This is a genomic window from Candidatus Rubrimentiphilum sp., assembly GCA_035710515.1.
In the GTDB taxonomy this organism is placed as follows: domain Bacteria; phylum Vulcanimicrobiota; class Vulcanimicrobiia; order Vulcanimicrobiales; family Vulcanimicrobiaceae; genus Rubrimentiphilum.
In genome coordinates, this window is sequence record DASTDE010000001.1 from 251,928 (window position 1) to 266,759 (window position 14,832).

Annotated in this window: 13 protein-coding genes; 7 read left to right on the forward strand and 6 right to left on the reverse strand. The window is 60.5% G+C overall.

What is annotated here, in order from left to right; translation table 11 throughout:
* Positions 1–5 precede the first annotated feature (5 nt).
* From lipA to lpdA, 3 genes are read right to left on the reverse strand one after another with little or no spacing between them, the layout of a single operon-like run.
* Complete coding sequence (gene lipA, locus VFO29_01340) at positions 6–887, reverse strand: lipoyl synthase (protein HET9392154.1); 882 nt, start codon at positions 885–887, stop codon at positions 6–8.
* The gene (gene lipB, locus VFO29_01345; GenBank protein ID HET9392155.1) at positions 884–1,612 is read right to left on the reverse strand and encodes a lipoyl(octanoyl) transferase LipB; all 729 of its coding nucleotides are present in this window, start codon (positions 1,610–1,612) and stop codon (positions 884–886) included. Before lipB ends, lipA begins: the two co-directional genes overlap by 4 nt.
* 45 nt (positions 1,613–1,657) lie before the next feature.
* Positions 1,658–3,109 (reverse strand): dihydrolipoyl dehydrogenase, encoded by a 1,452-nt coding sequence (lpdA, locus tag VFO29_01350; GenBank protein ID HET9392156.1) that lies wholly within the window; start codon positions 3,107–3,109, stop codon positions 1,658–1,660.
* 50 nt (positions 3,110–3,159) lie between these two features.
* Between lpdA and VFO29_01355 the strand changes: the two genes are divergently transcribed.
* The 4 genes from VFO29_01355 (at position 3,160) to VFO29_01370 (ending at position 8,538) form a co-directional block, all read left to right on the forward strand.
* Positions 3,160–4,047 carry an A/G-specific adenine glycosylase gene (locus tag VFO29_01355; protein ID HET9392157.1) on the forward strand — a complete coding sequence of 296 codons (888 nt, stop codon included), beginning with the start codon at positions 3,160–3,162 and terminating at the stop codon, positions 4,045–4,047.
* A 37-nt stretch (positions 4,048–4,084) separates the two neighbouring features.
* Positions 4,085–6,079, forward strand: a complete 1,995-nt coding sequence (locus VFO29_01360) for a S9 family peptidase (protein ID HET9392158.1) — start codon at positions 4,085–4,087, stop codon at positions 6,077–6,079.
* Positions 6,076–8,085 (forward strand): S9 family peptidase, encoded by a 2,010-nt coding sequence (locus VFO29_01365; GenBank protein ID HET9392159.1) that lies wholly within the window; start codon positions 6,076–6,078, stop codon positions 8,083–8,085. The genes VFO29_01360 and VFO29_01365 overlap by 4 nt, the downstream gene beginning before the upstream one ends.
* 162 nt (positions 8,086–8,247) lie before the next feature.
* Positions 8,248–8,538, forward strand: coding sequence for a GIY-YIG nuclease family protein (locus VFO29_01370; GenBank protein ID HET9392160.1), 291 nt, complete (start codon positions 8,248–8,250; stop codon positions 8,536–8,538).
* A 106-nt stretch (positions 8,539–8,644) separates the two neighbouring features.
* On the opposite strand, the gene VFO29_01375 is transcribed toward VFO29_01370, so the two are convergent.
* A complete protein-coding gene (locus tag VFO29_01375; protein HET9392161.1) occupies positions 8,645–10,282 on the reverse strand; it encodes a multicopper oxidase family protein in 1,638 nt (545 codons plus the stop codon).
* Positions 10,283–10,326: 44 nt separating this feature from the next.
* Between VFO29_01375 and nth the strand changes: the two genes are divergently transcribed.
* Complete coding sequence (gene nth, locus VFO29_01380) at positions 10,327–11,076, forward strand: endonuclease III (protein HET9392162.1); 750 nt, start codon at positions 10,327–10,329, stop codon at positions 11,074–11,076.
* Here nth and VFO29_01385 read toward each other — a convergent pair.
* Entirely contained in the window at positions 10,985–11,500 is a 516-nt protein-coding gene (locus VFO29_01385) for a hypothetical protein (protein ID HET9392163.1), read from the reverse strand. The two genes, nth and VFO29_01385, sit on opposite strands and share 92 nt — an antisense overlap.
* 41 nt (positions 11,501–11,541) lie before the next feature.
* On the opposite strand from VFO29_01385, the gene VFO29_01390 reads away from it, so the two are divergent.
* Positions 11,542–13,665: a DPP IV N-terminal domain-containing protein gene (locus VFO29_01390; protein HET9392164.1), complete on the forward strand. Its 2,124-nt coding sequence runs from the start codon at positions 11,542–11,544 to the stop codon at positions 13,663–13,665.
* Positions 13,662–14,459: a VIT1/CCC1 transporter family protein gene (locus VFO29_01395; protein ID HET9392165.1), complete on the forward strand. Its 798-nt coding sequence runs from the start codon at positions 13,662–13,664 to the stop codon at positions 14,457–14,459. Before VFO29_01390 ends, VFO29_01395 begins: the two co-directional genes overlap by 4 nt.
* 49 nt (positions 14,460–14,508) lie before the next feature.
* Here the strand turns inward: VFO29_01395 and VFO29_01400 are convergent, their stop codons facing one another.
* Positions 14,509–14,775, reverse strand: coding sequence for a hypothetical protein (locus VFO29_01400; protein HET9392166.1), 267 nt, complete (start codon positions 14,773–14,775; stop codon positions 14,509–14,511).
* Positions 14,776–14,832 lie beyond the last annotated feature (57 nt).

Here is a 14,832-nt window from a genome sequence, read left to right on the forward strand (position 1 = left end):
TGTTGCTAAGCAAAGGCCTGTTCGGCATGATACGAACTGCGCGATAGCGGGCTGGAAACGACCTGATGAAAGCCTTTTGATTTCGCGAGCGCCCCGAGTTGCGCGAACTTTTGCGGGTGGATGAACGTCTCGACGGCCAAATGCTTCTTCGTGGGCTGCAAGTATTGGCCCATCGTAAAAATGTCAACGCCGATCGACCGCGCGTCGTCCATAACGCTCTCAATCTCGTCGTCCGTTTCTCCCAAGCCGAGCATGATTGAGGTTTTGGTAAAACGGTCGGGTGCGCGCAGCTTCGCATGCTCGAGAATGCGCATGGATTGGTCGTATTTTGCGCGCTTGTCGCGAACGCGCGGCGTGAGACGGCGAACCGTTTCCAAGTTATGCGCAAAAACGTCGGGCTTGGCATCGAGTACGATGTCGAGCGCCTTGAGGTCGCCGCGGTAGTCGCCGCTGAGAATCTCGACGCGCGAGCCGGGCACGCGTTCATGGATTTCGCGAACCGTGTTGGCGAAGATCAGTGCGCCGCCGTCGGCCAGATCGTCACGGTCGACCGCCGTCAGCACCAAATACTTCCAGCCTAAGTCGCGCACAGCTTCGGCGACGCGCACCGGTTCGAGCCAGTCCACCTCGCCTTTTGGATTGCCGGTCTTCACGTTGCAGAAGCGGCAGCCCCGCGTGCACGTGTCGCCGAGAATCATGATCGTCGCCGTGCCGGCGCCCCAGCACTCCGCCAGATTCGGGCACATGGCTTCTTGACAGACCGTGTTCAAACGCAGCCCGGTGACTTCGCGCTTCACGCGCTCGTAATCGTCGCCGTGGGGCAGCTTCACTTTGAGCCACTCCGGCTTAGGCACACGCTGCTCGCGAGTCAAGTCGATTTCGATCATGCGACGACTCTCGTGGTGGCAATTACATTGTCATCCTGAGCCTGTCGAAGGACGACCGAGCGAGGCGCCACGGGCGCCGCAGACGAGGTCACGCACTCCAAGTCAAACTCTCTTGCGAACGCTCCCAACAACGCACTCTTCGCGTCATCCATCGAGATCGCGCGGCCGGTTTCGCGCGACAAGCTCGTAAGGCCGCGATCCGTCAGCCCGCACGGGTTGATCAGCTGATCGTACGAAAGTTCGTTGGAAACGTTTAGCGCGATGCCATGCATCGATGTCATTTTTCTTACCGACAGCCCGATCGCGCACAGTTGATTGTTGCCGACCCAGACGCCGGCATGGTCTGCGAAGCGCTCGCCGTGCACGCCGAACCCTGCGCATGCTTCGATCACGGCGCCTTCGAGCGCGCGCACCAACGGAACTATTTCGCGAAAGCGCTCTAGGCGCCGTATCGTATAGACGACCAGCTGCCCGGGCCCATGATACGTGACGTCGCCGCCGCGTTCGGTCTCGACCACGTCCACGCCGCGCTGCGCCAGGACTTCGCGCGAAAGAAGAATGTTGGCGGTCTTCGCATTCCGCCCGAGGGTAATGACCGGCGGATGTTCGACGAAGATCCAGGTCTCGGGATCTCGGCCCGTGCGGACGCGTTCATGCAGTTCGCGCTGTAGGTCGTAAACCTCACGGTAGGGCCTTAACCCGAGCTCGAGGACTCTGGCCGTCATGTCAGCCCCCAGAACACCCCGGAAAAGACGTTTGTTGCACTCCCCCTATTTTGCGGGGACCGGCTGGGGCGTCTTCGGCTTGGGGTTCACGATATGAATCGCCTTGCCGTGAGCGGCTTCGGCCGCCTCCATAATGCCTTCGGTCAGCGTCGGATGCGGGTGGATAGAGAGGCCGATGTCTTCCAGCGTCGCCCCCATTTCGAGCGCGATGATGCCTTCGCCAATCAGCGACTCGGCCTGCGGCGCGACAATGTGCATGCCGAGCAGCATGTCGGTCTTCGCGTCGCCCACGAGTTTTATCAAGCCGTCGGTGTCGTTCATCGTGCGTGCGCGGCCGCTCGCTTTTTGCGGAAACTTTCCGATGCGCACCTCGTAGCCGGCCGCCTTGGCGTCTTCCTCTGAAAGGCCGACGGTTGCAACTTCCGGATCTGTGTAGACGCAATTCGGAATCGCGACCGGATCGAACGCGGCGGAGCGATCGCCCGCGATTACTTCGGCGGCGATGACGCCCTCTTTCATCGCTTTGTGCGCGAGCAGCGGCATCCCAGTGATGTCGCCGATCGCGAAGATATTCTTTACTTTGGTACGGCGCTGCGGGTCGACGTCGATGAAACCGCGATCGTTGGTCTGCAAACCGGCGGCTTGCAAGTTTAAGTTATCGACGACCGGCCGGCGTCCAACCGCGACGAGCACGCATTCGAACTCGCGCGTTTCGTCTTTGCCGTTCGTGCCTTCTCCGTTGAATGTCGCCTTGACGGTCTTCCCGTCTTTTTTGACATCGCCGACTTTGGTGTTGAGCATGATCTCGATGCCCTGTTTTTTGAGAATGCGTCCGAGCTCTTTGCCGATCTCGAGATCCGTGCCGGTTAAGATCTGCGGCATCATCTCGATGACCAAAACTTTGGCGCCCATACGCGCATAGACGGTCGCGAACTCCAAGCCAATCACGCCGCCGCCGATGATCAAGATCGACTTCGGAGTGCTTTTCAGTTGCACGGCGTCGTCCGAATTGATGATCGTCTCGCCGTCGCGCGGCCACGCCTTCACGTCGACCGGCGCGCCGCCGGTCGCAATCACCGCGAACTGCGCCTTGATCGTGTCGGTGCCGCCCTCTTTTTTCTTGACCGTGATTTCGGTCGCGCTCTTGAAGGCGGCTTCGCCGTAGATGAACTCGACGTTGTTGAATTTGAATAATTGCTTGACGCCGCCAACGTTTGCGTTGACGACCTCGGTCCTGAACTTGGCGACGCCTTCGCGCTCGACGTCCGCCTTCGGAACTTTTAACCCGAGCGCGCCGGCATGATCGATCTGCCGGATGATTTCGCCCACGTGCAATAATGCTTTTGTCGGAATGCAGCCCCAGTTCAAGCAAACGCCGCCCACCTCGTCGCGGTCCACGCAGATGACTTTCTTCCCGAGTTGCCCTAACCGGATTGCGGCGTGGTACCCGCCCGGACCGGCGCCGATAACGACCGCGTCTACTTGATGTTCAGCCATGCGCATCGGCTTCGACGGGCTCGTGCTCACATCCGCCGAAGCATCGGGGCGTGAAGGCGACCCAAACTCGGCTGCTCGCATGGTATGCGCGCCACGGACGCGCGCATTTGCCGTGGCGCACGACGCGCGATCCGTATCGCATTCTGGTGAGCGAATTTATGCTGCAGCAGACGCAAGTCGAACGCGTGCTTCCAAAGTATCGTGCGTTTTTGAAACGGTTTCCCAATTTTGGAAAGCTGGCCGCGGCCTCGGTAGCAGACGTCGTTTGCGAATGGCAGGGCTTAGGCTACAATTCGCGGGCTGTCCGCTTGAAACGTATTGCGGAGATTGTTATCGAGCGATTCAACGGTGTGATGCCGAGCGATGCGGAGACTCTACGGACGCTGCCCGGAATCGGTGCATACACGGCTGCGGCGCTACGCGCATTTGCGTTTGACATTGATGACGCGGCGATCGACACGAACGTGCGCCGCGTGGTTCACCGCTTGCGTTATGGAGTGGAGCATCCGCCGAAGGTTACCCAAGCCGAGCTCGATGCAGAAGCGCAAGCTTTCGTGCCGCACTCCCACGGGCACGATTGGAATTCGGCGCTGATGGATTTAGGCGCGACGATCTGCACCGCGCGCGCGCCAAAGTGTGAGATCTGTCCTTTGCAAAAATTTTGCGCGGCCGCTCCGATAGACGCTGCGGCGTTGATGCGCGCGCGTTCCCCGAAACGTGCGGCGATGCCGTTCGCGCAAACGACCCGGTTCGCGCGAGGCCGTATCATCGACCGGTTGCGCCGGCTGCCGCCGGGCAAACGGGTTTCGCTGCTCGTCTTACACCGCGAGCTCGACCTGCCGGGCAGATCGCGCGAAGAAGTCGCCGCGCTCGTCAAGGCCCTCGCTCGCGATGGTCTGGTGACGTTGCGCAAGGCGCAGGTGGCCCTGGCGGATTAGGCAGGGCGACCCGCGTGGCCCTCGTACCTTCGCATCGATGCGTTTTGCAATAATTGCCGCGGTTTCGATCGCGGCCTTTCTCCCCGCCGCAGGCTCTGCCCGGATGATCGATTTCGGCGATCTTCGGAACCTTACGTCTTTGAGCAGCCCGCAAATCTCGCCGGACGGCAAACGAATCATTTTCTTCCGTTCGCGCCCCGATTACACCAAGGATCGCTCGCAAAGCGATCTCATGCTCATCGACGTCAAAACCAAGAAGGTCCGGCAGCTCACGTTCAACCGGCGAGGCTTAAGTTCGCCGCGTTGGTCGCCGGACGGATCGAGCATTGCGTTCTTGATGTCGACGACTGTCGAGGGCGTGAGCGATCCGCAGGAAGAGATATTCGTGCTTCCGATGAACGGCGGCGACCCGCGACCGGTCACCAAGGCCGAACAAGGCGTTGATGGATTTGCATGGAGTCCGAACGGCCGGCAGTTTGCGTTCATCACGCAAGATGCCAATCCGTACAAAAAACAAATTGACGCGCATCTCGACGCGTTCGAAGTCGGGGCGAACGATTATCTCCACACCGAGGCGGCGATTCCGTCGCACCTGTGGGTTATTTCTTCCGCCGGCGGTGACGCCAGACGTTTGACGAGCGGGCCGTGGAGCTTGGGAACCGTCGATCCCGGATCGACATCCGGGCTGTCATGGTCACCCGACAGCACGAAGATCGCGTTCGACCATTTTCCGACCGCGGTGAACGGGGATACGCTCGGCACCGTGATCGACGTGATAGACGTGCGCACCGGAAAGTTCACGCCGCTGACCGGTAACAAAGGATTAGAAGGCGGCGGAACGTTCGCACCCGTCGGCTCGGCGATCTCGTATTCCCGTAACACGGGCGGCGATCCGACAAACGGAAACGCAGTGTATGTTACGCGTTTGGGCGGCGGCCCGGGCAAAGATATTCGCAAGCAAATCGATCGCACGATTAACGGCACCGCGTGGGATCCGAGCGGCAAAGCGATGTGGCTTTTCGGTCCCGATCGGTCGCAGGTGGCGGCGTGGTACGTCACGCTCGGCGGCTCGACAAAGACAGTGAATCTTGGAAACGTCGCCATTTCACAGACAGGCCAAGTGGCGCGTAAGACAGGCGCGCTCGCATTCGTCGGTACGACGACCAGTCATCCGGCGGAGTTGTACTACCTCGCGTCGCCGTCATCAAAACCGGTAAGGCTGACGAATTACAACGGATTCATTTCAAAGATTCAGCTCGGCCAAGTCACGGCCGTTAACTGGAAGAACGACGGATTCTCCGAGAACGGCGTGCTGACGCTCCCGCCCGGATACAATGCGCAGAAATCGTATCCGCTCGTGCTCGTGATCCACGGCGGCCCGCAATCGGCGTCAACGCTGGCCTGGAACAGCCAGAATCAGCTTTTTGCCGCGCACGGCTACCTGGTCTTCAATCCCAACTATCGCGGCAGCACCAATTGGGGCGACGCATTCGAGCATGCAATCTACCACGACGCAGGCGCGGGTCCGGGGCGCGACGTGATGGCCGGCATCGCGGCGGTGGAGAAAGCTTATAATGTAGACAAAAGCAAAATTGCAGTGTCGGGCTGGTCGTACGGCGGCTACATGACGTCGTGGATGACCGGCCACTACAACATTTGGAAGACGGCCGTGGCGGGTGCGGCGCTCAACGACTGGTTCGACGACTACAACGTTGCATTTTACGTGTACACCGACGTACCGTGGTTCGGCGGCTCGCCCTGGAACCCGAAGTATTCGGCCATGTGGCGCGACCAGTCGCCGATTACCTACGCGCAGTCCATTAAAACGCCGACGCTGATCCTAGGCGACATCGGCGACAACAACGTCACCATCACGAACTCGTTCAAGATGTATCACGCGCTCAAGGACAACGGCGTACCGGTTCAGTTCGTGGCCTACCCCGTGCACGGACATTTCCCAGGCGACCCGGTTCGTTCTGAAGACGTAACGAGGCGCTGGCTCGCGTGGATCGACCGGTATTTGAGGACATGATGAAATTTTTAACGCTCGTTCTTGCGCTCGCGATCGCGGCCGGCGCCACCGCCTCGGCGCGGACGATGGTGCTGGACGACATGAAATTGCTGTCCGGGATTTCGGATCCGGCTATTTCTCCCGACGGCAGCGTCATCGCGTTTACACTTTCCAAACCGGACTACAAGGCGGACCGCAGCGTCCGCACGCTGATGCTCTACGACTTGCGCGACGGAAGTACGCGCCCGCTCACGGCCGCGCGCCGCGGCGTGGCTTCGGCGGCGTGGTCGCCCGACGGACGGCGCTTGGCATTTCTAGCGATAACGGGCGAAGGGGACAAAGCTGCCGAGCAGATCTTCGTTTTGGATATGCGCGGCGGGGACGCGATGCAGCTCACGCACGCCGACAACGGCGTGGAGCAATTCACCTGGCGGCCGGATGGCGGAGCGATCGCTTACGTTACGCCGGACGATCCGGTGAACAAGAAAGACATCGAGCATCACCTGGATGCATTTGTCGTCGGCGATCAGGCCTATCAAGAAAAAGCGGCGCCGGCGCCAAACCACATCTGGCTGATCAACGCCGACGGCAGCGGCGACAAACGTTTAACGCAGGGCACGTGGAGTTTGCCGACGGCCACGCCGCCGGGTCCGCCCGCATCTCCGCTTTCGTGGTCGCCCGATGGGAGATCGCTGCTCTTCACACGCATGCCGAACGCGTATGACACCGACGGTTATCTGGCGGCGGTCAACGTACTTGACGTGCAGACGGGCGCAATTCACGCGCTTACGTCACATGGCAAATACGAAGGCTATGGGTATTTCTCGCCCGATGGAACCAAGATCGCGTACTTTTATCCGTTCCAAGGGGATCCGTCGGCGCAAAATGACGTTCTCGTAACTTCGGCAAGCGGCGGTAACGGCGACGACGTTACAGCCAGCGATATCGACACGAACGTCGCGCGTGCGATCTGGATGCCGGATTCGAAGTCTTTGCTGATCGCCGGCCATAAAGGTACCGACGCCGCGCTTTGGATCAAACCGCTCGGCGGCGCGCCGCAGCGCTTGCAACTCGGTGCGGTTCAGCCGGTGCAGCCGTTCTGGCTCGACGCGAGCGTGAGCAACACGGGCGCGATCGCCTTTACGGGCAGCGAAGCGAACCACCCGACCGAGCTGTATTACATGAGCTCCGCCAACACAGCGCCGAAGCGGCTCACGTCATACAACGACGCGGTTGCGAAGTTGGACCTGGGTAAAGTGCAGCCGCTTTCATGGACGTTCGAGGGTTTTTCCGAGAACGGCACCCTGACGTATCCGCCCGGCTACGACGCGAGCAAAGCGTATCCGCTGGTCCTGGTCGTTCACGGCGGACCGAACTCGGCATCCATCTTATCGTTCAGTACCCTGAATCAATTGTTAGCTGCGCGCGGCTTTCTGGTCTTCAATCCAAATTATCGCGGCAGCGACAACATGGGCGAAGCGTACTGGCATGCGATCTTCAACGACGCCGGCGCGGGACCGGGTCGCGATGTGATAGCCGGAATTGCGGCCGTTAAACAAGCTGCGAACGTAGATGCATCGCGCATCGGTGTCTCAGGCTGGTCGTACGGCGGCTTCATGACGTCGTGGCTCGAGGGACATTACAACATTTGGAAGGCGGCCGTCGCAGGCGCTGCCGTCAACAATTGGGTCGACGAGTACACGCTTTCGGACAACAATATTACCGTCGGCATCGCACAGCTGGCCGGCTCGCCGTACGTCGGGAACAACATGGAGGCCTACCGCGCGCAATCGCCGATCACGTACGCGTGGAACATCACGGCGCCGACGCTCATTCTCAGCGACACGGGCGATATGCGCGTCCCGATTACGCAGTCATACGAGATGTTCCGTGCGCTAAAAGATCACGGCGTAACCGTTCGTTTCTTTGCGTATCCCGTGTCCGGGCACTCGCCCGGCGATCCCGTCCGCGCAATGGACGTAAACCGCCGCTGGGTTGACTGGCTAGTTCAGTACCTCAAGCCCTAGATCGCGGCGCTCACGGAGTGCAGTGGGTTTAGCATTGTCATCCTGAGCGGCGCGCGGGAGCGCGCCCGGTCGAAGGGCGACCGAGCGTAGTCGAGGGCCGCGGGAGGCGTCGCCATAGCGCGAGGGGTTGCTAGTCGTGAGGCTCGTCGCAGATGATTGGCGATGAGATCCTACTGGGTGTACATGGTCCTTTGCGACGATGGAAGTTATTACATTGGCATCACGCACGACGTCGAACATCGTGTGTGGCAGCACAACGAAGGTACCGACCCGCGGTCGTACACCTTTACGCGGCGCCCCGTCACGCTCGTTCATGCGATGGAGTTTTCGGAAGTCGATCGCGCCATCAGTTGGGAAAAACAGCTTAAAGGATGGTCGCGAAAGAAAAAAGCCGCGCTAGTGCGCGGCGATTTCGCTGAATTGAAGAGGTTAGCTCGCTCCCACTCCGCGTAGCGCCATCTCCCGCGGTCCTCGCCTGGCTCGGACGCCCTTCGACTTCGCATTTCGCTGAAGGCGAAACGCTACGCTCAGGATGACAATACGTTACCTCAAGCCCTAGTCAGACCAGCATTGTGTTTGCCATCATCCCCTGATCTTCGTGGTTCAGTTTATGGCAATGGAAGACGTCTTTGCCGCGCCACTGTTTGTACCGCACGCGCATCACGACGGTACCGTTAGCCGGAACCCATATGGTGTCGGCGATGATGGGCGGCGAATAGTTCACCGTACCGCCCGCGCCGGTGATGCTGTGCACTTCGAACGAGTTCGTGTGCAAGTGGAAGGGATGGCCTTCGTTCATGGTATTCGTGATCGTCCATTTTTCTGCCGTACCGACCGGCAGAACGAATTCGGGTGGCACGGTCATCTCGTTATAGACGACGCCGTTGACGGTAAGCGCGGTGCCGAACAGAATCGAGCTCGACGGAAAGATGTTGCTGAACTGCACCGAGCGGTTCCCCGTGATCTCGCTATCGGCAATCAGCGGATATTCGCGGGTGGGCGTGGGCAGCGATGACGGAATGGCCATCGAAACCGCCGAGCCCCCAACGCTGATCTGCAGGAGATTGAATGGCGGCCACGGGTGCTGCTCGGCAATCACCGCTTGCGCTGAAAGTGCGAAGTTGCCCGGAGCGGCGGGCGCGCGTACGAGGAGTTCGAGCCGGCCACCCATGGTGAGCAAAATCGGATTGGCGACCGTATCGACGAGTTGCGGCGCGAGGAGATTTACGCCGTCATAGGCGATGACGTACACTTCAAAGCCCGGCAGCTGCACGGGCAGGTTGAGTAAAGTGGAGCCGTTGAGCAGCCGCAGACGAACCACTTCGCCGGGCTGCATCTGCAACTGGGGCGCCGGCGAGGGATTAGGTACTCCACATTTTGCCGCACCGCACACCGGACCGGTGGTGAAGTCGACCCAGTTGACGAGCTGGCCGTTTACGACGGCAGCCATGTAGTCGGCGCGCGGTTTGTAACCGCCGGTGGAAGGTGGCTGGTACGCCGCATACTCGAGATCGTAAATTCCCGGCGTCGTGGTGCTCGCGTTGACGTTGATCGTTTGAAAGGCTACTTGTATATCTCTAGCGGCCGCGATCTCCGGAACGCGATCGATTGCGCCCTTGACCAGAATCAACCCGGCCATCCCGCCGGAAACCTCGACGTCGGTCGATCCGTGATGGTGTGCGTGATACCAATATAGTCCGGTCGGCTGATCGGGCGGCACTGCAAAATTGTACTGATAGGTCGTGCCCGGCTGAATGGCGACCATCATCGCCGCCGGGTTGCTCGTTCCGACGGGCTCGAAGATGTGCGGCACGACCTGAACGCCGTGCACGTGCAGGTTCGTCGTGTTATAGAGATGCGGGTTGTTCATCGGATCGATGCCGGGGCCGGGCGTGGCCGCCGGATTCGCCGGGAACGTGTTGGTGATGTTGACGACCAGCTGCTGGCCCGGCACGATCTCCATCGTCGGTCCCGGAATGCTGCCGTTATAGGTTCGTGTGCGCAGCGTCTTACCGCCCAGCACGTGGTCGGAATATTGCGTGATCAGCGAGTAGGTGCTGGTCGGACCGCCGCCAGGCGTGAACGAACCACCGCCGCTTCCGCTCACGAGGTTGCATCCCTCAACGCTCAGGATTCCGGCTGTTGCGGCGGCGGCGGCTCCGCCAATGAGAATATCGCGCCGTGATATGTCGGCCATGGTTATGAGGATACGTCGAACGGCACGGCAAATCCGCTCCACGCATGCCGAAGATCCCGTTCCCGAAGAAGCGTGTGAGCGAGGCCGTTGCGGCTGAAGAACTCGCTATTCTCGAGCGCACCTACCCGCACGCGGTCACGGCGCTGCACTACTCGAACCCGTTCCAACTCTTGATTGCGGTGATTCTCTCGGCGCAATGCACCGACGCGCGCGTGAACATGACGACTCCCACGCTCTTCGAAAAATATCCGACCGCGCAAAAACTCGCGAACGCCAAACAAAGCGACGTCGAAAGAATCATAAAGTCGTGCGGATTCTTTCGCATGAAGGCCAAGAACATCATTAACGCCGCACGCTGTCTTGTGGAAAGACATGGCGGCGAAGTGCCTTCGGCGCGCGAGGATCTCGAAGCGCTCTCCGGCGTCGGGCGCAAGACCGCTAGCGTCGTGATGTCCGTCGCATTCGGAGAAGCGGCGATTGCCGTCGATACCCACGTCTTCCGCGTCGCACACCGCTTGGGATTGACGCTCGGCAAGACCCCGCGCGACGTCGAGCGCGATCTTCAAGCGATCGTTCCGCGAGCGAAGTGGATTCACGCGCACCACTGGCTGATTTTGCACGGCCGCGCGATCTGCAAGGCGCCGACGCCGCTCTGCGGGGTCTGTCCCGTTAACGCGATCTGCCCGACGCCGAAGATTATCGCTAGAAGCTCAAAGGGCCGGGCCCCTGCAGGTGGGCGGGCGGCTCCAACTCCGCGTCGGCGGCGATCAGCTTCAGCAAAGAAGAAGGCGTGAGCGCCTCGCCGTAGCCGGCTTCGGTCGAGATTTTCGAAAGGTTGATCAGCGACGGCACCTGGGCGCCCGGGTCGAATTGCCACTCGCCTTCCAAATCGAGTCCGGCGATGCGCACCAACTGATGCACTTCGTCCAAATCCAAACTCACGCGTTTGTCGGCAAACCGCAAACGCAGACGCAGCGGGCGCATCAGTTTGATGAACTTCAGCGCCGCGCGGTTGCCCAGAATCGCGTTGAGCCGTTTCGCGCCGGCCGCCAGCCGTTCGCCGAAAGCGCTCAAGGCTTGCTCGGCGTCCTCAAAGGCGATGGGTTCGGAGTCGTTTCCGTCGGCAGCGCGCTCGATCTCCCGGCGCGCGCGAATGCGGGTTGCAGCCGCAACGATCGGGTTTTGCTGCGTGAACTCCTCGTCGAACGGATTTGGCACCTCGCAAGTATTCGCGGTGCATTTCGGTGAAGTCCGCTTGCATGGTGCGCCGTTTTCTCGTCGCGTGCTCACTGCTGGCGCTGTTTGCGATGGCCGGCGCTCCGGCGTCCGCGCAGCTCACGCTGGACTCGGTCTTTGGTGCGACGCCCCCGTGGGGTTGGCAGCCCTCACGCATCACCTGGGCCCCCGACGGAACCTCATTTCTCTACGTCCTGCAATCGCAAGACCCGTTTAGGCCGGTCCCAATTCACCAGTACGATACGCGCACGAATCAAGATCGCGTCCTGATCGACACCAAGGCTTTTGGAACTTCGGCCACGCCCGGCTCGCTAGTTTGGTCGCCCGACTCGCGATCTTTGGCCTTTACCGTTCGCGGCGCGCTCTACGTGCGCGACATGGCGACAAATACCGATCGGCTCATAGATCGCCGTGTCTCCGATCCGCAGTGGTCGCCGCGCGGCGGCGCGATTGCGTATGTAAAATCGGCCGACCTGTATGTGGCGACGCTCGCGGCGAAGATCTCCATTCGCCGGATGACTCGCGGCGGAAGCGAAGATCACATTTTGAACGGCGGTCTGGATTGGGTGTATCCGGAGGAGCTGAGCACCTCGCACGGCTTTGCCTGGTCGCCCGACGGCAAATCGATCGCGTACATGCAAATGGACGAGCGCCCGGTCACGGATTTTCCGATCGTCGACTTCCTTGCCAACGACAACGCCGTTTCAACCGAAAAATATCCGCTAGCCGGCGAGAAGAACCCGCGCGTGAAACTGCGCGTGGTTCAGCTTGCGAACGGCGCAGACTCACTCATTTACGACGCCGGAGCGCAAGATGAATACCTGCCTTTTATTGGTTGGCGGCCGAATTCAAGCCAATTGGTGTACGAGCTGCTCGATCGCGGGCAGACTCACTTGCGCGTCATGGTGCGCAACGCGGGCGGCTCGGAACAAGCTTTGTATTCGCAAAGCGATCCCAAGTGGGTCGACGACGTCGATCTTCCGGCGTGGCTTCCCGATGGACGAACATTGTGGATCCTGGACCGCGATGGAACGAGCGGGCTTTATCTGCGAGATACTGCAGGTAATCTCAAGCGGTTGACCGGCACTTACCGCTCCGACTCGCTGCTGCAAGCCGATCCCAACGGTTCCGCCGCGTACATCACGGCCGCATATCCAACGCGGCGCGATCGCGCGCTTCTGGCCGTTCCCATAAACGGCGGGGATGTGGTGAATCTTACGCCGGCGCCGGGTTCGCACAGCGTTTCACTGGCGCCGGGCGGAGCTCTGTTTGTCGACGCGCATTCGACCCTGAACGATCCGCCGCAAACGGATCTTGTCGCAACTGCCGATCGTAGCGTGCATTCAACGCTAGCGGCGCGAAATGAATCGCTGCGCCAAGACGTCCTTCCGGTAGAGATGCTCACCGTCGAGTCGCAGTTCGGCCCGCTCGATGCGACGATGATAAAGCCGCCGCACTTCGATCCATCGCACAAGTATCCGGTGATCGTTTACGTGTACGGTGGCCCGGCGGCGCCGACGACCGCCAACACCTTCGGCGATCAGCGCGCGCTCTATCATCGGTTACTCGCGCAGAGCGGTTTCGTCGTGTTCAGCATCGACGGACCGGCTTCGCAGGTCGACAGCGATGCGAATGTGCGGCTCCTCTATCACAACTTCGGTCCGGGCTCGCTGATGGGTCAAGAGATTGGCGCGCGGTATCTTAGTTCGTTGCCGTACGTCGATCCGAAGCGCATCGGAATATGGGGCTGGAGCTTCGGCGGCTACGAAACCGCCTACGCGCTCACGCACAGCGGCCTCTTTAAAGCCGGAGCCGCGGTAGCGCCCGTGACCGATTGGCATTTTTACGACACGATTTACACCGAACGCTACATGGGCAAGCCGCAGGATGATTTCAAGGCGTACGACGCGAGTTCGGTGCTGCCGGCGGCCGCGAACTTGCACGGCGATCTGCTGATCAGCCACGGAACTTCCGACGACAACGTGCACATGGCCAACTCCATCTCGCTGATGCAAACTTTCATCGACGCGGACCGCACTAACGTTGACTTCATGGTGTACCCGCGCCGTACGCACAGCATCGCGGGTCTCGCGCAGCGCCGGCATCTGTACGGCCACATGCTGCAGTGGTGGCTCGCGCATCTATGAGCCACATTGAACCGGAATTTAAAGTCGTCGTCGATATGCCCGGCTGGCATAAGATAAAGCCGCGCATTCCCGACACGCCGCAGCGCCGCCATCTTGAGCGCCAGCGCCGCGTTCGCGAGATCGTTTTTGGCGCCAAGGACGGAATCTTGACGACGATGGGCGTGGTCACGGGCGTCGGCGTCGCCTCGGGTGGGCGAACCGCTGTGCTCGTCAGCGGATTGGTCGCATTGATTGCCGGCTCGCTCTCGATGGCCGTAGGCGAGTATCAAGGCAGCAAATCGGAACGCGAAGTGGTCCGCGCCTCCATCGAGATGGAGAAGCGCGAGATGGCCGAGAATCCCAAAGACGAGTTTGCGGAGCTCGTAGCCTATTACAAACTCAAAGGCTTCAGCGCCGACGAGGCGCATACGATCGTTTCGCGGCTGGCCAAGAATCCCGAGATTTATTTGTACGAGATGATGCGCGACGAATTCGGGATCGATCCGCGCGTCGCCGAGTCTTCGGATATTCTGCCGGCGCTCGCGATGGGCACGTCTTACGCAGCGGGCTCGCTCCTTCCGATCGTGCCGTACTTCGTCGCAGGGTTGACGCCGGGGCAAGCTGTTTACACCAGCTTTGCGATCGCGATCGCCGGTTTGTTCGGGATCGGCGTTTACGCGGGAAGTTTGAGCGCGCGCAACAAGTGGCTGCGCGGCTTGGAGATCGCGTTCTACGGCTCGATCGTTTTCGCGCTCTCGTTCGCAGCCGGCTACGTCATCCCGCTGCTCTTTCACGCCAAACCCGGCGGCTTCTAAAAAAAGGCGCAGCTTGCGCTGCGCCAGGATGGATCGAAATAAAGACGGGTTAGGGTTTCTTTGTAGGCTTCGGTGACGGTTTACCGGGTTTCATGCCGTTGCGGCGCCACGGTTTCTTCGTGGATTTCGGTGAGGGTTTCGGAGTGGGTTTACCGGGCTTGATGCCTTTACGGCGCCACGGTTTCTTCGTGGGTTTGGGCGAGGGTTTCGCCATATGCGCCGCCGGGCTGACCTTCGCCATCGGGGCGTTTGCGGCCATGGCCGTGCCCGTCATGAGGAAAGCCGCCGCGGTTAATGACGCGAGTAGCTGTTTCAAAGTGTGCTCCTCCTTTCCGTGATAGTAGCGCGGGACTCCATCAGAGTACCGGCTAGC

Coding starts and splice junctions, on each gene's coding strand:
- lipA (HET9392154.1), bottom strand. CDS start 887: ATGATCGAAATCGACTTGACTCGCGAGCAGCGTGTGCCTAAGCCGGAG.
- lipB (HET9392155.1), bottom strand. CDS start 1,612: ATGACGGCCAGAGTCCTCGAGCTCGGGTTAAGGCCCTACCGTGAGGTT.
- lpdA (HET9392156.1), bottom strand. CDS start 3,109: ATGGCTGAACATCAAGTAGACGCGGTCGTTATCGGCGCCGGTCCGGGC.
- VFO29_01360 (HET9392158.1), top strand. CDS start 4,085: ATGCGTTTTGCAATAATTGCCGCGGTTTCGATCGCGGCCTTTCTCCCC.
- VFO29_01365 (HET9392159.1), top strand. CDS start 6,076: ATGATGAAATTTTTAACGCTCGTTCTTGCGCTCGCGATCGCGGCCGGC.
- VFO29_01370 (HET9392160.1), top strand. CDS start 8,248: ATGAGATCCTACTGGGTGTACATGGTCCTTTGCGACGATGGAAGTTAT.
- VFO29_01375 (HET9392161.1), bottom strand. CDS start 10,282: ATGGCCGACATATCACGGCGCGATATTCTCATTGGCGGAGCCGCCGCC.
- nth (HET9392162.1), top strand. CDS start 10,327: ATGCCGAAGATCCCGTTCCCGAAGAAGCGTGTGAGCGAGGCCGTTGCG.
- VFO29_01390 (HET9392164.1), top strand. CDS start 11,542: ATGGTGCGCCGTTTTCTCGTCGCGTGCTCACTGCTGGCGCTGTTTGCG.
- VFO29_01395 (HET9392165.1), top strand. CDS start 13,662: ATGAGCCACATTGAACCGGAATTTAAAGTCGTCGTCGATATGCCCGGC.